The organism is Prosthecobacter sp. (assembly GCF_014879935.1).
Taxonomy (GTDB): domain Bacteria; phylum Verrucomicrobiota; class Verrucomicrobiia; order Verrucomicrobiales; family Verrucomicrobiaceae; genus Prosthecobacter.
Map to the genome: position 1 here is coordinate 15,081 of NZ_JACSRD010000284.1, position 21,266 is coordinate 36,346.

At 61.8% G+C, this 21,266-nt stretch carries 15 protein-coding genes; 5 read left to right on the top strand and 10 right to left on the bottom strand.

Annotation, left to right across the window (positions count from 1 at the left end; all coding sequences use genetic code 11):
- Positions 1–13: 13 nt before the first annotated feature.
- Positions 14–586 (bottom strand): CDP-diacylglycerol--glycerol-3-phosphate 3-phosphatidyltransferase, encoded by a 573-nt coding sequence (gene pgsA / locus IAE77_RS30540; RefSeq protein ID WP_294235418.1) that lies wholly within the window; start codon positions 584–586, stop codon positions 14–16.
- A gap of 74 nt (positions 587–660) precedes the next feature.
- Positions 661–2,916 (bottom strand): hypothetical protein, encoded by a 2,256-nt coding sequence (locus IAE77_RS30545; RefSeq protein ID WP_294235420.1) that lies wholly within the window; start codon positions 2,914–2,916, stop codon positions 661–663.
- 98 nt (positions 2,917–3,014) lie between these two features.
- Here IAE77_RS30545 and IAE77_RS30550 point away from each other — a divergent pair, with 98 nt between their 5' ends.
- Genes IAE77_RS30550 through IAE77_RS30560 form a run of 3 tightly spaced genes read left to right on the top strand, consistent with a single transcriptional unit; the run spans position 3,015 to position 7,429 of the window.
- Positions 3,015–3,974, top strand: coding sequence for a phosphatidate cytidylyltransferase (locus tag IAE77_RS30550; RefSeq protein ID WP_345781032.1), 960 nt, complete (start codon positions 3,015–3,017; stop codon positions 3,972–3,974).
- Positions 3,975–3,991: 17 nt separating this feature from the next.
- Positions 3,992–4,303, top strand: a complete 312-nt coding sequence (locus IAE77_RS30555) for a hypothetical protein (RefSeq protein WP_294235424.1) — start codon at positions 3,992–3,994, stop codon at positions 4,301–4,303.
- Positions 4,304–4,345: 42 nt separating this feature from the next.
- The gene (locus IAE77_RS30560) at positions 4,346–7,429 is read left to right on the top strand and encodes a PSD1 and planctomycete cytochrome C domain-containing protein (protein ID WP_294235427.1); all 3,084 of its coding nucleotides are present in this window, start codon (positions 4,346–4,348) and stop codon (positions 7,427–7,429) included.
- A 366-nt stretch (positions 7,430–7,795) separates the two neighbouring features.
- Here IAE77_RS30560 and IAE77_RS30565 read toward each other — a convergent pair whose 3' ends face one another.
- From IAE77_RS30565 to IAE77_RS30585, 5 genes are all read right to left on the bottom strand, one after another.
- Positions 7,796–8,188, bottom strand: a complete 393-nt coding sequence (locus IAE77_RS30565) for a cupin domain-containing protein (protein WP_294235429.1) — start codon at positions 8,186–8,188, stop codon at positions 7,796–7,798.
- Positions 8,189–8,284: 96 nt separating this feature from the next.
- Positions 8,285–10,762: a tetratricopeptide repeat protein gene (locus IAE77_RS30570; RefSeq protein WP_294235431.1), complete on the bottom strand. Its 2,478-nt coding sequence runs from the start codon at positions 10,760–10,762 to the stop codon at positions 8,285–8,287.
- A 40-nt stretch (positions 10,763–10,802) separates the two neighbouring features.
- A complete protein-coding gene (locus IAE77_RS30575) occupies positions 10,803–11,243 on the bottom strand; it encodes a biopolymer transporter ExbD (protein ID WP_294235433.1) in 441 nt (146 codons plus the stop codon).
- A gap of 25 nt (positions 11,244–11,268) precedes the next feature.
- Complete coding sequence (locus IAE77_RS30580) at positions 11,269–12,072, bottom strand: MotA/TolQ/ExbB proton channel family protein (RefSeq protein ID WP_294235435.1); 804 nt, start codon at positions 12,070–12,072, stop codon at positions 11,269–11,271.
- 65 nt (positions 12,073–12,137) lie between these two features.
- The gene (locus IAE77_RS30585; RefSeq protein WP_294235437.1) at positions 12,138–13,580 is read right to left on the bottom strand and encodes a DUF1501 domain-containing protein; all 1,443 of its coding nucleotides are present in this window, start codon (positions 13,578–13,580) and stop codon (positions 12,138–12,140) included.
- A gap of 142 nt (positions 13,581–13,722) precedes the next feature.
- On the opposite strand from IAE77_RS30585, the gene IAE77_RS30590 reads away from it, so the two are divergent.
- The gene (locus IAE77_RS30590; protein ID WP_294235439.1) at positions 13,723–16,752 is read left to right on the top strand and encodes a DUF1592 domain-containing protein; all 3,030 of its coding nucleotides are present in this window, start codon (positions 13,723–13,725) and stop codon (positions 16,750–16,752) included.
- 86 nt (positions 16,753–16,838) lie between these two features.
- Here IAE77_RS30590 and IAE77_RS30595 read toward each other — a convergent pair whose 3' ends face one another.
- Positions 16,839–18,137: a PQQ-binding-like beta-propeller repeat protein gene (locus IAE77_RS30595; protein ID WP_294235440.1), complete on the bottom strand. Its 1,299-nt coding sequence runs from the start codon at positions 18,135–18,137 to the stop codon at positions 16,839–16,841.
- A gap of 55 nt (positions 18,138–18,192) precedes the next feature.
- Between IAE77_RS30595 and IAE77_RS30600 the strand changes: the two genes are divergently transcribed.
- Positions 18,193–19,059: a hypothetical protein gene (locus IAE77_RS30600; RefSeq protein ID WP_294235441.1), complete on the top strand. Its 867-nt coding sequence runs from the start codon at positions 18,193–18,195 to the stop codon at positions 19,057–19,059.
- Between the two features lie 24 nt (positions 19,060–19,083).
- Here the strand turns inward: IAE77_RS30600 and IAE77_RS30605 are convergent, their stop codons facing one another.
- Positions 19,084–20,553 (bottom strand): urea transporter, encoded by a 1,470-nt coding sequence (locus tag IAE77_RS30605; RefSeq protein WP_294235442.1) that lies wholly within the window; start codon positions 20,551–20,553, stop codon positions 19,084–19,086.
- An 82-nt stretch (positions 20,554–20,635) separates the two neighbouring features.
- Positions 20,636–21,262 carry a tetratricopeptide repeat protein gene (locus IAE77_RS30610; RefSeq protein WP_294235443.1) on the bottom strand — a complete coding sequence of 209 codons (627 nt, stop codon included), beginning with the start codon at positions 21,260–21,262 and terminating at the stop codon, positions 20,636–20,638.
- Positions 21,263–21,266: the final 4 nt, after the last annotated feature.

The window sequence follows — 21,266 nt, forward strand, 5'->3', positions numbered from 1 at the left end:
GTTGAAGCGAAGATCAGGCGTCGTTGAAGAGCTGGCGGTTTTTCCAGAAATAGCTGAAGCCGGAAACCAGGGTCAGCAGCGTGGTGAAATAAATGATGACGTCCGCCACCCAGCCGGGCGCTGTGGCATAAAACGGCTTCGCGAAGCTGAACAAGGGTTCCACGCTGGCCTCTTTCACCAGGAACCAGCTCACGGTGAGAATCTGCCAGAACATCTTGTGCTTGCCCAGCCTCTCCGCCACCAGGATGGCCCCCTGCCCCGCCGCGATCAGACGGATGCCAGTCACGAAAAACTCACGCGCCAGCATCACCACCACGACCCAGGCCGGCAGGTCCCCCCGCTCCACCAGCAGGATGAAGGCGGCTGCGATCAGGATCTTGTCTGCCAGCGGGTCGAACAGCTTGCCAAAATTCGTCACGATGCCGCGTGCCCGGGCGATGCGGCCGTCGAAATAGTCCGTGATCGATGCCACACCGAACACCAGCGCCGCGATCGTGAGGTGATGCGCAACCGGCAGGTAAAAACACACGACAAACACCGCCGTCAGCACAAGACGGGCGACAGTGAGTTGGTTCGGCAGGTTCATGCGGGAGGAAAAAGTGTGCTCTGTCTAGCGATGGAATCCCCTCCCTGTCAATGCCCGTCCTGCGACGAATCCAGTCAACGCCTCGGCTGAAGCGGCGCCGCGTCGCCTCTCCGCACCGGAACCGCCGGATCAGCCTTCCTCGCTGGATGTTCGCGGCGCAGGCGTTCCATCCAGGCATCCGCAGCCTTTGGATCGCTCTCGCGCCACACCGAATGCACCCGATGCACCAGGCTGTTCATGTCATCATGCTCGCCCAGCTTCTCAGGACGGGCTTCGAGCCATTTCACCGCATCTTCCGGCGAAATGGAGGTCAGACGCCCGAGAACGGGACGAACCTCATAGTCAAAGGCCCACGCAACGTCCGGGTGACGTTGTCTCTCCGCGTTCTCTTGGCGTTCCAAATGATCGAGCACAGTACTGCCGCATTCGACTGTGGTGAAGTTTTCCCCCAGCACCTCAAGCGGGCCGCCTTGCCAGCCGACAGGCAGCGTCTGGATCGTGGTGAAGGCCTGCATGTCTCCCTGACGCAGCAGTCCGCGTGCGAGACTGTGCGTGATCATGTCCCCGTAGTAGATGGTCTTCCAGGAAACCCGCGAAAAGCTCGCGCTGCGATCCAGCGCGGCTTGGACGAGCACCTTGCTTTGAAGAAGTTCGCGCAGACGTGCAAGCACCGCGTCAGGATGAAGTTCCGCGGCTTCGCAAAAAATATGGATGAGCATGCCGTCGCGTTTCTCGACCGAAAACGGCGCGTTCATCGCGAAAGCCTCACAGGCGCGCCAGTCCTGCAGCACCCAGGCGCTGAGCAGATCCTCGGAAAACCAGTCCATCTCGTGATTTTGCAGGCGGGCGAGCAAAACAGGCCGAATTTCATCCGGTGAGGCCGATTTCATCCATTTCAACGCCTCCAGCCCTTCTCTCCGTTTCGATGGATCGACGGCTGTTCGCGCCAGTTCATGCAGACGGGCCAGTTCTCGGCTGTGATTGGCCTCCTCAACACTCACAACAATCGTTTTATTGCGAACAGGCGGCAGATCGAACGCGCGCAGCATGAATGAATTCCCCGCGTAATCACTCGGAGACCCGGTGATTTTTTCCAATCGTCCTCCCATCTCGCGCTGCTTCGCCACATTCGGGAAGACGGTGGGCAGGAAGTCGTCTTTCGACTGAAGGCGGATGTACTCCTTGGCCGCCGCCAGCACCACGGCCTCGCGCTCGGCCATCGGGCGTTTCGCCAGCCAGGCCGCAATCGTCTGTCGTGACTGCCGCAGGACGACATGGTCACCGAAATCATCATCCAGGAAGTTCACGAGCGCTGAAACACGATCCTGCGGCCGAGCCTGTTTTTCCATCCAGGCGAGCGCGGCGGGCAGTTCTTCGAGATCTTCGCCCGCCAGCGCCAGAGCGCAGAGATACATGGCATGAGCAGAGTCGGAACCCTCATCACGATGTTGCTGGGTGATGAACCAATCCGCCGCCTCAAGTGCGTCCTGCTCCTTCCAGACACGAAACAAGGCGCGCCGGGCATGCTCAATGTGCCAGTCACGCTCGCGGTTGCTCGGTCGCTTCGTTCCTGGCGGAAAGCGCTTCTCGATCCATGCACGCGTGCCCGGCAGATCGGCCAGCGCGGCGGATTCAACGAGTTCTTCGCAGAAGTCGGGAGATTTGATGTGGTTTTCCTCAATGACCGGCTTTTCATCGCCGCAGAACCGGTCCAGCAGCGCGATCTTCTGCTCCGCCGTCTTTGCCTCGCTCACACAGCCGTGAAAAACTGCCGTGGCCATGAGGTCGGGATGAGAAAGCGTGGGCAGCCGTTTCAAAGTCGCCAATCCGGTCGCGCGGAACCACGTCCCGCCGACCGCCTGCATGATATGCTGCACCAGCCATTTTCGCTCATGCTGATCCTCGCGCTTGGGCGCAAAGCTCTGCGCGGCGATGTAGGCGCGCGCGGGATCAGTGCGTGCGATCTCCGCCCACACCTCACGCGCACCTTCATTGAAAGCCTCCTCGTTGCCGGCGTTTTCCAGCAGTTTCAAGGCGCGGATGGTGTCGATCTGCGCCAGACAAGTCCAGGCCATCCTCGCGAAGACATTCCGCTGATAGAACTCATCACTCTGGTTCCAGAGCACCAGCACGGCCTCCAACGCGGCGGCGTCTGACTCCAAGATGGCGTCGAGCGCGGCTTCATGTGTGCGCAACCGGTCCTCAAAGCGAATCGCGGCCCGTGCCTCCTCCAGCTTGGTTAAAAACTCACGCGCAGGTAGCGCCCTCCCCTGCGCTCTGATGTCTGGAGCGCACATGCTGGCGACAAACAGGACTGCAAACCATCTCATGCCCGGAAGCATGACAGGCGGGCGGCGGGAAGTCGAGAACGATGCCGACCTCCTCCTTCGGGATTGGCCGTGACACCTGCCTGTGCTATGAGCATGCGATGGCATCGTTCCATTCGACTCCCGACGACCCCGCCCTCCTCCAGCTCTTCGGCGGCACCCTCGCGCTGCTCGTCATTGCATCCGTCATTGGATTTTTGCTGGCAAAACGGGCGACGGGCGACGCGGCAAAGATCACCATCGCCAACCTGAACGCGCGCATCAACGCCTGGTGGTTGATGGTGCTCGTGTTTGCGGGAGCGCTGGCGGCAGGACACCTGGGCACCACGATCCTGTTCGGTTTCATCTCGTTCATGGCGTTGCGTGAGTTCATCACGCTGACGCCGACCAAAACGGGGGACCACCGCACGCTGTTCTGGGTCTTCTTCATCATCACGCCGCTGCACTACTATTATCTGGCCACGCACTGGTATGGCATGTTCCTGATCCTCATCCCGGTCTATGCCTTCCTGTTTGTTCCGCTGCGGACGGTCTTGTCCGGAGATTGCGATCGCTTCCTGGAGCGCACAGCGAAGATCCAGTGGGGGCTCATGATCTGCGTGTATTGCATCAGCCATGCACCAGCGATCCTGTGGCTCGACCTGCCGGCGCTGCATGGGCAAAACGCCAAGCTGCTCTTCTGGTTCGTCGCCATCGTCGAACTCAGCGACGTCATGCAATACGTCTGGGGCAAGACCTGCGGCAGACGCAAGATCGCCCCGACCGTGAGTCCGGGCAAAACATGGGAGGGCTTCATCGGCGGCGGCCTCACCACGGTGGCTCTGGGAGCCGGATTGTGGTGGGCCACGCCTTTCTCACCGCTGGAGGCCGCCGCGATGGCCGCGCTCGTGGTGGCGATGGGCTTCGCCGGTGGCCTGGTGATGTCTGCCATCAAACGTGACCGTGGCGTGAAGGACTGGGGCGGCGCCATCGCCGGCCACGGCGGCTTCATGGACCGCATGGACTCCCTCAGCTTCGCCGCGCCGGTGTTTTTCCATGTCACTGGCTATTGCTTCCATTGATCACCGGCAAGCCACCGATGAAACAAACAGCCATCTTCCTCCTCTTGATCGGCGTGGTCTTGCGCCTGCGAGGCTGTGTGGTTCTCGGCGGCAGTGTCAGTGCGGCACGCCTGTCAGGGGAGAACACGCAGGATGTGACGATGCAGAAGCTCGGTCTCGTCGCGCAAGGCATGAGCGACGCCACGAGCTCTTTGACCCTGGGCTGGTGGTTCCTTGGGGCCGGAGTTGTGCTGCTTTTTGGATCAATGCTGTGGCCCAAGCTCGGTGGATCAAGAGGTGCCCTGAAAGCGCTGGAGTCCCGCCATGTCAGAACCTCCAGGCGACGGTGAACGGAAAGCCACGCTGTCTTCGGGACGTTTTCCGTGTCCCCCATGAACTGCCGCCTTTCACTCGCCTTGGCCGTCCTACCGCTCACTGCCTCCGCCGCGGGCAAGCTCGACTTCAATCGCGACATCCGGCCGATCCTCAGTGACAACTGCTTCGCCTGTCATGGCTTCGATGCGAAGAAGCGGAAGGCCGATCTGCGCCTCGATGTGCCGGAGGGCGCGTTCACGGCCATCGACGGCCAGTTTCCCGTGAAACCGGGCAGTCCGGAGCTCAGCACGATCATCCAACGCATCGTTTCGACCGATGAGGACGAGGTGATGCCGCCGCCGGACACGCACAAGAAGGTCAAACCGGAGCAGATCGAGATCCTGAAGCGCTGGATCAAGGAAGGCGCGGAATACAAGAAGCACTGGAGCTTTGAAACGCCGGTGAAGCCTGCAGTGCCAAAGACGACCGCGTCACAGCCGATCCGCAATCCGATTGATGCCTTCATCCAAGCTCGTCTGGCCGAGGAAGGGCTTTCGCCGGCCCCCGAAGCGTCCAAGGAGACGCTGATCCGCCGTGTGACGCTCGATCTGACCGGCCTGCCGCCGACTTTGGCCGAGATCGACACCTTCCTCGCCGACACGAGCCCGGACGCTTATGAAAAAGTCGTCGCCCGCCTGTTGAAGTCCGAGCGCTATGGCGAGCACATGGGCCGCCAGTGGCTGGATGCGGCCCGCTACGCCGACACCCATGGTCTCCACCTCGACAACGAGCGCAGCATGTGGCCGTATCGCGACTGGGTGGTGCGTGCGTTCAATCAGAACCTCTCCTTCGATCAGTTCACGCTCTGGCAGCTCGCGGGCGATCTCCTGCCGAATGCCACGGTGGACCAGCAAATCGCCTCCGGCTTCAATCGCTGCAACGTCACCACCAGCGAAGGCGGATCAATCAATGAGGAATTCATCTTCCGCTACGCCGTAGACCGCACAGAAACGACGATGGCGGTGTGGTTGGGCCTCACGGCGGGCTGCGCCGTGTGCCACGACCACAAGTTCGACCCGATCTCGCAGAAGGAGTTTTATTCGATGTATGCCTTCTTCAACAGCGCCGCCGACCCGGCGATGGACGGCAACATCCTGCTGACCCCACCGACGCTGCGACTCAGCACCGACGAGCAGAAGAAACAACTCACCGATTTCGAGCAGAAGATCGCCGCGACGCAGACGAAGATCCGTGAGTCGATCAAATCCCTGAACTACGTCGATCCTTCGACCGTGAATCCGCCGCCACCGGTTCAAACCAGCGAAGTGGTCTGGTTTGAAGATGCTTTCCCGCCAAAGGCGAACGTCGAATCGAGCGGCGGCCACCCGACGCAGATTGTGACCAAGGACAAAGGGCCCGTCTTCAGCGGCAACGCGGCTCTGACCCGAACCGCGACCGGCGTGTCGCAGGATTTCTTCTCCGCAGGCGGCAGCTTCACGATTCCACCGAACGGAAAGTTCAGTGTGCAGTGCTTCATCGACGCCAAGAACCCGCCGAAGGCCGTCATGCTGCAATTCCATACCGCAGGCTGGAACCACCGGGCCGTGTGGGGTGAAGAGGGTGCCATCCCCTTTGGCAAAGTGCGCACGCCGGAGCGTGTGCGCGTTGGGAATCTGCCGGAGGCCGGAAAATGGGTGAAACTCGAAGTCACGGCGGACAAACTCGGCCTCAAGCCCGGCGCGAAGGTCACCGGCTATGCCTTCACCCAGTTTGGCGGCACAGTGAGCTGGGACCACCTCGCCATGAGCTCACGCGTCGATCCAGCGAAGGATCCGCAGTGGTCGTGGGCGGTGTGGACGGAGAAAAGCCAGGGCCGGCGCATCGAAGGACTGCCGAACGACCTGCAGACGCTCGTCCGTGGGAAGAAAGCCGTCGAATGGCCGGAGAAGGAAGTCGCACGCCTGAAGGAGTGGTGGTTTGAAAATGAATACCAAGGCGCCCGCGAGGTAGTGGAAGGCGCCAGGGCAGAGAAACTGGCGCTCGAAGCCAAGAAGAAGGCGCTGGAGGATGTGATCCCCGCCACCTTCATCATGGCCGACCTTCCGCAGCCCCGGGACAGCTTCGTCATGGAGCGCGGCCAATACGACAAGCCGAAAGACAAGGTCACCCATGGCACGCCCGCCGTTTTCCCCGCCCTGCCGAAGCAGGACAAATACACGCGCATCGACCTCGCCAAGTGGCTTGTCAGCCCGCAGCACCCACTGACGGCCCGCGTGGAGGTCAACCGCCTCTGGCAGCAGTTCTTCGGCATCGGACTGGTGAAAACCAGCAACGACTTTGGCTCCCAGGGCGAGCCGCCGAGCCATCCGGCACTGCTCGACTGGCTCGCCGTGACCTTCCGCGAAGGCGGCTGGGACATGAAGTCCTTCGTCAAGATGCTCGTGACGTCGCATGCCTACCGGCAGAGTGCGCAGTTCTCATCCGCCGGTTCGCAGGACCCGGAAAACCGTCTCCTGGCCCACGGGCCGCGTTTCCGCCTCGATGCTGAGGTGGTTCGCGACCAGGCACTGTTCGTGAGCGGATTGCTCAGCCCAAAAATCGGTGGCAAAGGCGTGAAGCCCTACCAGCCGGAGAACATCTGGGAACCGGTCGCTTTCGGGGGCAGCAACACGAAGAACTACATCCAGGATCACGGCGAATCGCTCTACCGCCGCAGCCTTTACACCTTCTGGAAGCGCACCGCCCCGCCGCCGAACATGACTTCGTTCGATGCGCCGAATCGTGAGAGCTACTGCCTGCGCCGTGAGCGTAGCAACACGCCGCTGCAAGCGCTCACGCTGATGAACGACGTGCAGTTCTTCGAAGCCGCGCGGAATTTCGCCCAGCGCGTGATGCAAACCAACACCGGCACCGACGCACGCATCACCGCGCTGTTCCGCAGCTCCACCGGCCGTTTCCCCTCAGCGCAGGAAGCCGAGATCATCCGCCAGTCCTTCGAAAAACACCTCGCTGCCTACACCGCGAAGCCTGAAGAGGCCAAAAAAGCCATCACCTACGGCGAATCGAAGCCTGACGACAAACTCAACCCCGCCGAACTCGCCGCGTGGACGATGGTGGCGAACCTCGTGATGAATCTGGATGAGGTGGTGACGAAGGGATAAGCTGATTATGAACACGGAGTCCCACCCTTCTTTTTGGAGGTGCTCCATATCGATTTGGACGCCGACAATACTGGCTCAGGGAACTTGGCCCCTTGGAGCATTTCTTTACCGGTCTGGTCACATCGAACTACGCACTCTTGGAGCAAAGATCGCATTCACACCGGATCAGGTCGTTGAAATGCGTTTCTGCCGGCGGCCTTTTCCCGTCATCAAAGCTTTGATCACGCATGCTGGAGGCCATGCTCTGGTTACGATTTGTGTTTTCCGGGGCGAGCGACTTCAAAAGGTAATTTCAGAGTGCGGTTTCAAAATCACCACGCGCAGTCTTTGGAATCTTGGAGGCGAAGACGCCAAAATCGTAAAAGCCTACGGTTTGCACACACCCGCGGCCTGAAACGAGGCCGCAAACTCCGTCTCCCGGTCCGCCGACGAAAAGCAGATCACCATCTCCGCGTCCACGCCGTCCAATGCACGCGCATTGTGCCACTGACCAGCCGGGATCGAGATCGTGTCGCCAGGCTGGAGCAGGAATTTTTCGTCACCGATGCTGTGTTCGAGCCGTCCAGACAGCAGGTGCAGGATTTCATCGCAGTTCGGATGACGATGACGCGGATTTGTCTGATCTGCGGGGATGGTCACGCGGCCGAAAGTCATCGTCGTGGAGTTTCCCAAGTCACGCGAGGCCAGCCATGTGAGTTTTCCCCACGGCTGGTCGATCAAAACGCCTTCGGCAAACGTGCGGACGGGTGATGGAGTCATGACATCGAGCAAGAACGGCCGAACCGTGCTGGTTTCGCTCCGCCTCACACGAATGTGTCGAACTTCCGCCAAGCAGGCCGTTTCAGATCTCTGCGCCTACTCCTTCGGCTGATACTTCGGATACCGCTTCTGAAGCTGCTGGAGCATTTTTTCCGCAGACGGCTGATCCCCAGCCTTCTGCAAGGCCTTGGCGGCCTTGTAGAGCGCATCGGGTGTCACGTCGGGGTCTTCGTAGAACTGGCTTGGCACGGCATATTTGGCCGCTGAGGCCTTCCATTTCTCCACGGCAGCCTCTTTCTGACCGTCGGCGGCGAGCTTGTCGCCTTGCGCGGAGAAGATGTCGCCTTCGAGGATGAGCAGCTCGGCCTGCAACTTGCCGTCTTTCACCACCTGCAGCGCCTGCTGCGCGACTTGGTCGGCCTGATCGAACTCCCCTTTGCCGAGCAGAGCTTTGCCCTTCGTGAGCTGGGCCCGGGCGCTGGACGCGGCGTCGGGGTTGGACTTGAGATAATTTTCGGTGGCCTGGATGCTGGCATCGAACTGGCGGTTCTCCAGCTGGGCCATGCCTAGGTAGTTCCACACCACCGGCTCGGTGTTTTCAGGATTCTGCGGCGTCACTGCCAGTTCGAGGAAGCGTGCGGCGCGTTTGAAGTCGCTGTTGCTGTAAAGCTTGAGGCCGAGCCACTTCAGGATGTTGGGCGGCACCTGGCCATCGGGCTTTGCAGCCAGATAGCTGTCGATGGTCTTGGACAGATTGTCGGCATTCTGCTGCGCGTAGTCGCAGAGGATGATGATCTGGCTGGATTTCTCGAGGTAAGTCTTGTTGTCCAGCTCGATGGAGCGGCGCAGCGCGGGGACGGCCTTGTCGTAAATTTTCTGGTCGAAGTAGCCCCGGCCGATGCCGTAGTAGGCCTGCGCCGCGGCCGTGGTCGTGGGAAACTTTTTCAGCAGCGTCTCAAAGGCATTCACCGTCGCCTTCGGGTCCTTCTGTTCCATGGCGATGAAGCCCAGATGCAGCCAGGACATCTCGCACGCGTCGGACTTCGGAAACTCCTTGGTCACGAACTCGAAGTCGGCCTTCGCCTTCGGGAGATCGCGGGCGTCCCGGTTCGCGAGGCCGCGGCGGGCGTAGGCCTTCGGCAGGTATTCGTGCTGCGGATACTCATTGATGAAGCGGGTGAAGGTGCCCACCGCCTCCTGATGCCGGCCGGCCTCGGCCTGCGCCCAGCCCATGTTGAAGAGCGTGCCTGGACGCAGTTTCTCCGGCAGTTTTTCAATGACGACTTCGTTGTAGCTGAGCGCTGCCTGCTGAAACTCGCTCCTGTTGAAGTAAAAGTCGGCGCGGATCAGGCGGGCAAGCGACAGAAACTCGTGAGTGGCGTGGTTCTGCGCGTGACGGTTGATGAACGCGGTGGCGAAATCACCCAGATCGCGGTCGTTGAGCAGGTAGAAACAGTACAGCTTCCAGTAGCCCGCCTCGAAGGCCTCCTCGGTGTCGGCGTGATACTGCTCGATCAGCAAATACACCTCCACGGCGCGGGCGTAGCTCTTGCGCATGCGATACGCATGACCGACGAGCAGCAGCATCTTCGCGCGTGAGGCGCCCGGAGGCAGGACCTCGGAGTTCTTGTTGTAGTAATCGATGACGCCGTCGTAGTCGCCCTTGGCGTAGGTGCCCTGAATGATGCCGACGAGGGCGATGCCGCGGTTCTGCTCACTGGTCTCCGGCATGCGCAGCGCCTTCTCAAACATCGCGATCGACTCTTCCGGTTTCTTCAGCTCAGCGAAGAGCACCGCGGCACGGATGGACGCCTCGGCCACGATGGCGCGGTCGGCGCTGGTTTTGACCAGTTCGTCAAAGATGGGCAGCGCCTCCGCCTTGTTGTCCTGGCCGAGATAGAGGCTGCCGAGCGTGAGCAGGGCGGTCTCGCGGTAGGGATTGTCGGTTTTGACGGCGATCACGCTGTTCAGCGCGGCGATCTGCTTGTCCTTCTCCCCCGCCATCTCATAGGCGCGGCTCTTGTTGTAAGCGGAGGCCAGTTTGACCTGCGAACTCTTGTGTTTCGTCTCGCTGAAGGCGAAATGCTTCGCTGCTTCGGCGAACTTCGACTCATTGAAACGCATCGCACCGAGACGGTAGGCCGCGGAGGGAGCGCCTTCACTGGCCGGATAGCGGTTCACGACTTCCTCGTAGTAGCCAGCGGCCTGCTTGAGCTGGTTCTGCTTCATGTAGCACTCGCCGATGCGGAAGAGTGCGTCCGGCACCTGCCTGCCTGCCGGGTATTGTTGCAGATACTTGGCGTAGCTCTGCGCCGCCATGCCCCACTCCTGACGGTCGTAGGCCAGGGTGGCGAAGTCAAACATGTCATCGTCCGGGCCCTTCGTGCGGGGCGGTGCCGGCCGGTCCTTCGGATCATCGAGCACGGGCATGGCCTTCGGCGGCTGGGAAGGATTCACCGGAATCGCCTTCGGCACGGGCGCGTCGTCCTCGACACGCAGGGCGCGTTTGGGAGCCTCCTGGGCCACGACAGGGAACGTGGCGAGAAAACAAAGGGAAGAAACAAATCGGCGCATGCGGGGTCGTGAGACGGTTGGAGGCTCGGAGAAAATCATCTCACTTCGGTGCGACCGGCTGGTCGGCATCCGGTTTGCGTGTGGCGAAGGCAATGTTCCAGATCCCGGCCTTCTGGCAGGTGTCGAGAACCTTGATCACGTGCGCGTAATCCGTGATCTCATCGCCACGCAGGATCACGGCCTGGTCCTTGTAGAGGGCGACGATGTTCTTCAGCTTCACCAGCAACTCGTCAGTGGTGAACTTCTGCCCGTTCACGATCACCTCGCCGTCTTTTTTGATGTTGATGATGATCTCGCCGACGTTGCGGGACTCCTTCTCCTTCCCCTCCTCGGCGGCGGGAACGCTGACATCCATCACCTGTTCCTCCTTCGCATACTGGAAGGTCACGGCGAAGAAAATGACGAGCAGGAACAGCACATCGACCAGCGGCGCAAGCTGCATGGGCGTGGGCTCGATGGAGTGCTGTTTGCGGAAGTTCATCGCGGCGTCGGGTTGGGAGTTCCGGTCAGTTTCCGGCCACAGCGCGTGCGGCGCGTTTGTATTGCACCGCCAGCAGGGCCATGAGATGAGTCGTCGCGGCTTCCATCTCGGAGATGAGGCGGTTCACCTTGCCGCGGAAGATCGCGTAGAAGATGAGCGCCGGAATGCCGATCACGAGGCCGGAAGCTGTGCACAGCAGCGCTTCGGACACGCCTTGGGCCAGACCGAGCTGGTTCGAGCCCCCGACCCCCTTGCCGGAAATCTCATGGAAGGTCGTGATCATGCCCAGCGTCGTGCCGAGCAGGCCGAGCATGGGAGCCACCGCACCGACGTCGCCGAGATAGGCGATCCGTGCCAGCAGCAAACTCGACTGACGGTTGCCTTCCGCCTCGGTCACTTCCTTCACCTCCTCGAAGCTCGCGGTCGGATTGCGCGTGGCGAAGTCCAGCGTCTTGGCCGTGATGCGGGCGATGCATTCGTTGCGGCGGTTGCACACGGCCAACAGGCCGAGGTAATCCTGCTTGCGGATCAAGGCATCGGCCGAGTTCATGAACGCATCGCTCACCACCGTGCCCTGGCGGACCGTGAAGGTGAACAGCACGATCATGAAGAACGCCACCATCGACAGGCCGATCAACGGATAAGCCATCACGCCCGTGCGACGCACGAAACCATCGAAAGTCAGCGCATCGGCATACGGATTTTCCTCCAGGGCTGCCGCAGTGGTGACAGTCGGCGCGGGCGCGGGCTGCTGGGCGTGGGCGGTGACATTCATCGTCACAAAGACAGCCGCCAGCACGGCCAGGGCGAGGAGGATTTTTCGATGCATGAGGGCGCGACTTTAAACGTGAGGGCCAGCCTTGCAAGCGGGCAAGGGCCGGCTTTCCGACGTCATCAAGCCAGCAATTCCCGCACCACGCCGCACTCGTTCACGCCGGTCAGGCGGAAATCGAGGCCCGCGTAACGATAAGTGAACTTTTCGTGATCGAATCCCAGCAGTTGCAGGATCGTGGCGTGCAAATCATGGACGTGGACCGGCTTTTCCGTGGCCTGGAAGCCGAATTCGTCCGTCGCGCCGTGCGTGTATCCGCCACGCACACCACCGCCGGCCATCCACATCGTGAAACCGTAGTGATTGTGGTCGCGACCGTGCTGTTTGCCCGCGTTTGAGCCGGGTGTCGGCAGTTCCACGGCAGGTGTGCGGCCGAATTCGCCGCCCCAGATCATGAGGGTCTCGTCCCACAGGCCACGCTGCTTCAAATCGCTCATGAACGCGGCCATGGCCCCGTCAGTCTGCTGGCCGAGCTTCCGGTGCTCGAGAATTTCGTCGTGATTGTCCCACGGCTGGCCTGCGCCGGTCCAGAGCTGGATGAAACGCACGCCACGCTCCAGCAGACGCCGGGCGATGAGGCACTGGCGGCCGAAGGCGTGATCGCCATACATCTTCCGCACGGATTCAGGCTCCTTCATGATGTCAAAGGCGTCCGTGGCCTCCATCTGCATGCGGTAGGCCAGTTCGTAGCTTTGCACACGGGCCTCAAGCTGCTGGTCGCGATCCTGCTGCACCAGATGACGCTGGTTCAGCTCCTGGAGCAGGTCGAGCTGGCGGCGCTGCTGTTTCAAATCAAGCGAGCCGTTCTGGATGAACTCCACCAGCTTCTCGACGCGGGTGTCCTCGGTGTTGATGTAGGCGCCCTGATAGGCGCTGGGCAGGAAGGAGGACTGCCAGTTCTTCGTGCGCCGCGTGGGCATGCCGCCCGGACACATCGCGATGTAACCCGGCAGGTTCTGATTTTCGCTGCCCAGGCCGTAGGTGACCCATGAACCGAGTGTCGGCCGGTTCAGACGGCCTTCACCGCTGTTCATCAAACCGAGCGAGGGCTCATGATTCGGCACGTCTGCGTGCATGGAGCGGATCACGCAAAGGTCGTCGGCGAATTCGCCGACCTTATCGAAGATCTCGCTCACCTCGAGGCCGCACTGGCCCCGTTTGCGGAACTGGAAGGGCGATTTGAAGCCCGCGCCGGTCGGCCGCTCGGTTTTGAGCACGTTCGGCAGCGGTTTGCCGTCGTATTTGTCCAGCATCGGCTTCGGGTCGAAGGTGTCCACCTGCGACGGGCCGCCGTTCATGAAGAAATGCACCACGCGCTTCGCTTTCGGCTCATGGTGCGGCTTTTTCAGCGCCATCGGGTCCATCGTCGCCGCGCCAGCCTGCCCGTTCATGAGCGAGCCGAGCGCCATCGAGCCAAAACCCATGCCGACGCGTTGCAGCATCTGGCGACGCGTGAGGAACGCATGCTCCAGATCCGGAGCATGATGTGAATGGAAAGAGTTCATTGGGGGGTGATAAAACTACGGTTCTCCGGCCATTTTGCTTTCGCACGAATACCTGCGCAGGAAAGCGCAAAATCGGAACGGAAGCCGCTGATGGAATAAACGGCGGGAAGGCGTATCAAAGCCGCCCCCCAATCCCCCAAACATGCCCCTGAACACTCGCCACCTCGCCTTGGCTGGATTTGTCGTTGCCGCGTCCAGCCTCTCCGCCGCACCTGATTGGAAACAGGTGGAGTCCATGCTCGCCGCCAAATGCTACGAGTGCCACAACGCGGACAAAATGAAGGGCGACATCGATTTGAAGCAGTTCGCCGCGAATCCGGATGTGCCGGTGAATTTCAAGCTGTGGTCCGATGTGAAGGACACCATCGACAATGGCGACATGCCGCCGCGAAAGGCCAAGCAGCTCACCTCCGAGGAAAAAGCCGGCATCACCGGCTGGGTGCAGCACAACCTCGACGTGCTCGCGGAGGCTAAATCCGGCGACCCGGGCCCGGTGACGATGCGCCGCCTCACGAACGCGGAGTATGACAACACCCTCCGCGACCTCACCGGCCGCGACTACGCGCTGGCGAAAGAATTCCAAACCGACGGCGGCGGTGGCGAAGGCTTCACCAACACGGGCGACGTGCTCTTCATGAGCCCGGCGGCCATCGACAAGTATTTCGGTGCCGCGCGGAAACTCGCCGACCACGCCACGATCATGCCGGGCACGGGCATCGTGTTTCATCCGCAGCGCATCGGCCTGCGTGGACCAGAGCAGGTGAAGGCACAGGCGCAGCAGGGTCTCTACGTGTGGTATCAGCAGAAGGCCGCGCTACACCTGCCAAAGGACTTCGATCCGATGCGCGAGGGTGATTACATGCTCGCCTGCTGGAAGCACAAGAATGCCAAAACACCGCTCGACCAGCTCGCGAAGGACATGAAGCTCAGCATTCACTTCCTGAGCAACTGGTGGAACCTCGTGAACTCCACCGAGCCGAAAAGCCGCTACCTCGACCTCGTGCGCGTGCCTTGGCGTGAGCTGCCCGCCGATGAAAAAACCGCGCACGAGCGCATCAAGGCCATCGAGGCCGATCTGCTGAGCTGGAACAACCCGAAGAAGCCCGGCAGCGGCGTGCAGCGCCAGCAGCAGGACAGTGACGGCATTCGTCCCTATGTGATGCAGGGCCCGGTGAATGGCAAAACGCAGGTCCACCTGTGCTTTGGCGACACGGGCGACGGCAACAAAGGCGACATCGCCCTCGTGACTCAAATCGACTACCACATCGGCAAGCAGAAGCTCAATTACCTGACCTGGCTCGACAAGGCGCTCGCAGAAAAGCGTCAGCAAGTCGCTGCGAACCCGCCACCACCAAATCTCGACGCCATCAAGGCCCGCCTCGCCGAATTGGAAAAGACGCGGGCGCTTTACGGCAAGCATCCGCAGCCCGGTCGCAGCATCGAGCCAAACGTCCTCGCCTTTGCCGCGCCGCAGGTCGTGACGCTGCCTTTGCCGGAAGGCGCGAACTGGCTCCTGGCTCACGCACGCCTCGACATGCAAAATCCCGAGGTCGATGAGGCCACCATCCAATGGACCATGACCACGGGAACGCCGCGCGACGTGACGAAGATCATCCCCGGCGTGCTCACCATCTGGAAACGCAGCACGAAAAAGTCCGGCGAGACGATGAACGACTTCAACAAGATGAAAACCGCCTTCCCGGACATGTTCGAGCGCCGGCTGGAGGAGGTCGCGAACAATCTCTACCGCGGCGGCAAGCCGAACATCACCGTGTATTACTTCAGCGATGATCAGCTCGGCCAGCTCCTCGGCCAGCAGGACAAGGACACGCTGGCCGCCATGAAGAAGGACTGGGGCTACAACGCCACTCCGAACCTCAACAAGCAGCAGCAGCAGGAATACGACGGCGCGTTGCTCTGGCACCTGCATGAGTTCGCGAAGAAGGCCTGGCGTCGGCCCCTCGCCGAGGACGAGACAAAAAAACTCGATGCGCTCTACTTCGCCAGCCGCGCGAAGGAGCTCGACCGCGAGTCCGCCGCGCGTGAGGTGCTCGTGCGCGTGCTCGTCTCGCCAAATTTCCTCTTCAAGGCCGAGACGCTGCCACCCATCGCCGACGCGAAGACCACCGAAGTTCCGCTCAATGCTCACGAGCTCGCCTCACGCCTCAGTTACTTCCTCTGGGCCTCGTTGCCGGACTGGCAGCTCCGCAAAGCCGCCGATGATGGCAGCTTGCTGAAGCCCGAAGTGCTCGCCGAGCACACAAAGCGCATGTTGCGCGATCCAAAGGCCACCGCGCTCGCGAAGGAATACGCGGGGCAATGGTTGAAGTTCAACGGCTTCGACGAGAAGAGCACTGTCGATGAGAAGAAGTTCCCGCAGTTCACGCCCGAACTGCGTGCCGACATGCAACGCGAGGCCGTGGAGTTCTTCGCGCATCTCGTGCGGGATGATCGCAGCGTCTCCGACATCATCAGCGGCGACTACACCTTCCTCAACGAACGCCTCGCGAAGCACTATGGCATCCCCGACGTCACCGGCGGCGACTTTCGCGAGGTCAAAGGCATCGCGCAGCATCATCGCGGCGGATTGCTCGGCATGGCCGCCATTTTGACCAAGACCTCCCGCCCGAACCGCACCAGCCCCGTCGTGCGCGGTGACTATCTTTATCAAGTCGTGCTCGGCATCGCCTCACCACCACCACCGCCGAACGTGCCGGAGCTCAAAGAAACCAGCAAGCCCTCCAGCCTGCGCGAGGCCCTCATGCAGCACCGCACGGACTCTGCCTGCGCCGTCTGCCATGAGCGCATCGACCCGCTCGGCTTCGCGTTGGAGAGCTTTGACCCCATCGGCCGCTTCCGCGCCACCGACGACACCGGCGGCAAGATCGACGACACCGGCGAAATGACCGACGGCAGCAAGTTCACCGGCTTCACCGGCCTGCGCGATTACCTGAAGAAGAACGAAAGCCAGTTCCTCACCCAGCTCACCCGCAAGCTCCTCGGCTACGCCCTCGGCCGCCAGACCCTGCCCAGCGATAAAAAACTCCTCCAGCAGATGCAGGCCTCGCTCAAAGCCCAAAACGGCCACTTCTCCGCCGCCGTGCTCGAAATCGTGAAGAGCCGCCAGTTCCTGAATCGACGCGCGGAGCCGCAGGTGGCGGGGAATCCGTGACGGTTGGGTTGGGTGTTAGTAGTCACTCGATTGCGATCACCTGAACCGGCGGATCATGTTCATTTGGGAACAAGATGCGCGAAGGGTCACTTCCCGATCTTGTACAGCGCCTTGTCCGTGCGGATGAACAGGGCGCTGCCGTCGGCGATGGGGCTGGCCATGATCGGGCCGTCGAGGGTGTTCTGGGCGAGGATTTTGAATTCTTTCGCGGCAGGAACGATCGTCACCACGCCTTCACGGCTGCAGAAGTAAAGTTTGCCATCTGCCAGGATCGGTGAGGCGCTGAATTTGCCGCCCAGTCGTTCGCGGTAGAGCGCCTCGCCCGTTTTCGTGTCCACGCAGCTCACGATGCCGCCGTCATCAATGTAGAACAGCAGGCCGTCGTGCAGCACGGGCGAGCACATCTTCGGGGCGTTCTTGTTGTTTCTCCACGTGACCTCAGGCGTCTTCACACCGGCATGTTTGAGTGCGATGACGGCTGATTTGCCGAAAGCGGTGCTGAAATAGATCTGTTGGTCGTCGGCGACGGGTACGGTGGACATGGAGAAGCCGAGCTCGCCATAATGGATCTTCCACAGCTCCTGGCCGGTCTGCGGATGGTAGCCGTAGATGTTGTTGGCGGCGGAGCTGACGACCTGTGGCTGGCCGTTGATGGTGACGATGAGCGGCGTGCCATACGCCTTCCTTTGCTGTGGACGCGGGTCCATTTCGCCGCTGCGTGGTGTTTTCCACGCGAGCTTGCCGGTGTTCTTGTCGAAGGCGGCGATGAATTGCTGATCGCTGCCGTCGAAGTGGGCGATCAAACGGTCGCCGGACAGCACGGCGGTGGAACCAGGGCCGTTTTCGTGCATGACTTGCAGTTCCGCGTTCTTCCAGAGCAGCTTCAGCGTCTTGGTGTCGAGCGCCACGGTGCCAAACGAGCCGAAATGGGCATAGAGACGGCCTTCCTCGATCAGGGGCGTCGGGGAGGCATAGCTGTTGAGCTGGTGCGCCCACTGCGGGTCTTTGACGTTCAGCATTTCGATGTCGTGCAGCAGCTTCCCACTGTTTCCATCCACACAGAGAGCATGCAGGCTCACCGAGGAGAGAACGACGAGCGGCTGGTCGCCAGTGTTCGATTCAAGGCGGCGCTGGGTCTCCTCCGGTGTCGCCGCCTTTTCGATGGCCGTGGTCATCCAGATCTGGCCGCCCCACATCACCGGTGTGGAGTGGCCGCGGCCGGGGAGCGGCGTCTTCCACGCCACATTGCTCGTCTCGCTCCACGTGTCCGGCAGTCCGGAAGCGCTCGCATGGCCTTGCGCCGATGGCCCGCGCCATTCGGGCCAGTTGGCAGCACAGCAGATGGAGACGGAAAACAGCAGCGGGAGGGCGGAACGATGGATCATGGGCGGGAAAAAAACGTGGCAGGGCGTCCCGAACTCTCTTTCACTTGCCGCCGCCATGCGCATTCCGTTTTTCCTGCTTCTTCTCACCACGGCGCTTGTCGCACAGACACCGGCTCGGGAGGAATTCATCGAGGTGCGTCCCGGCACGCTGCCCGTCATCCTCACCGTCCCGCATGGCGGCATGCTGAAGCCTGACAACGTGCTGGCCCGGCGTTACGGCGTCACCGGCATGGACGCCAACACGATTCCGCTCTCTGAAATGATCATGGAGGAGATGGAGGCCCGCTTCGGCGGCAGACCTCACGCCATCATCTCCCGGCTGCATCGGACGAAGCTGGACCCCAACCGCGAGATCAAGGAGGCGGCCCAGGGCGATCCCACGGCGGAGGCGGCGTGGCACCGGTTTCATGACGGCGCACGAAAAGCCTGCGAAGCCGTGATGAAAAGGCACGGCATGGGCCTGCTCCTCGACATTCACGGCCATCGCCACATCGATCAGCGCGTGGAGCTGGGCTATCTTGTCAAAGCCGAGCAATTGAAGGCCAGCGACGCCGAATTGAACGCCGACGCGGCGCTGATCGCCTCCACCAGCATCCGCGATCTGGACAAACGTTCGCCGCAAACCTTCGCCCAATTGCTGCGGGGGCCACAGAGCCTGGGCGGGCTGCTGGAGCGTCACGGCGCCCGCTGCCTGCCGAGTCCGTCCAAGGCTTATCCTGGCCTCATGGCCGGCTACTTCAGCGGCGTCTATGATGTGGCCGCGCACGGCTCGCGCAACGGCGGCACGGTGAGCGCGATCCAGATCGAATGCCCCTGGAACAACGTGCGTGACCGCCCGGACAACCAGCGTCTCTTCGCCAGGGCGCTGGTGGAATCACTCGGTGTTTACTTCGAGGTCCACTTCGGCAAACGACTCCGCTGATGACGGCCCCGCCGCCGCTGCGTCTCAGACCCGCCCGAGGGCCTCGCGAACTTGTGCCGGGGTGGTGACGGCCAGTCCGGTTGGGACGCGTTCATCCCGCGTTCCACGGCGATGCAGCCAGCCGAAGAATGCGGTGCTGCCCAGCAGCCCGGCATTGAAAGGCAGGCTGAGCGGCAGCAGGCCCACGCGCAGCAGCGCCTCCGTCAAAGGCGTGTGCAGCGCCGCCAGCACAAAGGTGACCAGCACGGTCCAGGCGAGCGTTCTCATGTTCAGCCGCAGATAGTGACCACCGAGCGCCAGGAACAGCACGATCACGTTCATGGAAAACGCCGGATCGCCAAACACCGGGAGCCAGGATGATCCGGCCATGCACATCCCGACGGCCGCCAGGGCGATCAAGGCGCTCGTCCGCGAATGCCAGAGCACGCCGATGAAGAACCACAGCCAGCACAGCAACATGCGCGATGAGGTGAACTGCGCCGCCTGGCTCAGATGCTCATTCAGAAAGCCGCTCCAGGCCGTGGCCACCCGCTTCGCCTGCCCTTCCGGCAGAGTTCCAGCCAGGCCGGTGAAGGCGTCGGAAAAAAACGGGGCGCACAGCACCGCGGCGGTGAAGTGCCGCCGGGCTTCCCCAGGCTTGTTCTCGTTCATCGCACACCAGCCGAGGCCGTCCCACGAGTCGGCAAAGAAGGAGTCCAGTCCGACCGCCCGCTGAAAAGCGAGTCGCGCGTCTTCATAGCGTCCCTGGCGGAAGCGGCTCCAGCCCAGGCCGTCATAGGCGTCCGCCACGCCCCGCTTGAGGGAGAGAACTCGCGAAAAAGCCGTCTGCGCGCCCATTTGATCCCCCCGGCGGTACAAACTCCAGCCCAGGCCGGCGCAGCGATACGCCTCCGCCATGTCGGTGCTCAGTTCGGTGTTGAGGAAGTGCTTCTCCGCCTTTTCGAAGCGGTTCGTCACCAGCGCACGCCAGCCGCGTGTCAGCTCCGCGTCATGCACGCCGAAAAAGATCAATGCGAGCAACGCGGCCCACGTGGCGGCGATGTAGGGCAGGCTGAACAGCACATACGGCGATCTCTTCTCATGCATGCGCTCCACCACCGGCACGAAGAAGAACGCCATCGCCAGACAGCCGAGCGCCGTGGCGGCCACCTGCGCCCAGAACGGCACCTGCGGGAAAAAATGCCACAGTCCGCCGAGCAGCACTCCATTCACACTCACCAGGCCGCTTTTCAGCACGGTTTCGTCCCGTGCACGCCAGCGGGCAGCGGCCGACATCAGCAACGCCCCGCCCAGGCTCATCAGCGCCGACTCGACCGACAGGCAGAACAGTCCGATCAGCACGCACACACCCGTCACGCGGCTGCTGGCCGCCACGATCTGGCCGAAGCCACGCAGAGACTGGTCAAACACCGCCGCTGCCGCATGACGAATCACGAACGACAGGCCGCGGCCTTCATCATTCGTCGTGCTGCTTTCGTCGGGGTTCGCCATCATGGTGCCGGAGGAGTTTACGGCCCCGCCTGTGGCACTCTATGACGGGCGATGCCGCGCGGCAATGGCAGGAACACGGCATCGGTCACCGTGGCGGCGGACCGTGCGAGATGGCAAAGCCGTCTCTCACCAGATAGCCGTCCGGATTGATCTGCATCAGCCTTTCAAACAGCGGCGCGGCCAGCCTCACCTGCCCCTGGGCGATGCGTGCCCAGCCCAGCCAGCTCATGGCGGTGGGGTCTTCCGGGTGCAGATGATGCGCACGGTCGAAGTAAGTCTCGGCTTTGCGGTGGTCGCCCTGATTGAAAAGCAGCTCCCCGGCGATCATCAGCAGTTTGAAATGGTATTGGTCGATGTTCAGGCCGTTGCGTGCCGCCGCCAGCGCCTCCTTCGGCTTTTGCATCTCGAGGGCGGTGTAAACGAGGCCGAGATGCGGCGTGACAGCACGCGGCTCCTGTTTCGCGGCGGTGACGTAGAACTGCACGGCCTTCTCGAAATCCTTCGCCAGGTAGGACAGCCATCCGCCGCGGACCGCCGCCAGATAGGTCTCTCCTCCCGCGCTTTTGAATTCGAGCGTCTTCTTCAAAGCGGCGGCATAGTCCTGGTTTGACTCGTCAGCGAGCGACTGCTGCCAGAGCTCGGCGGCTTTTTGTGGATCGGCGCCACGGACAAAGGCCGCGGCGAACAAGAGGAGGGCAATGGTCGTTTTCATGGAG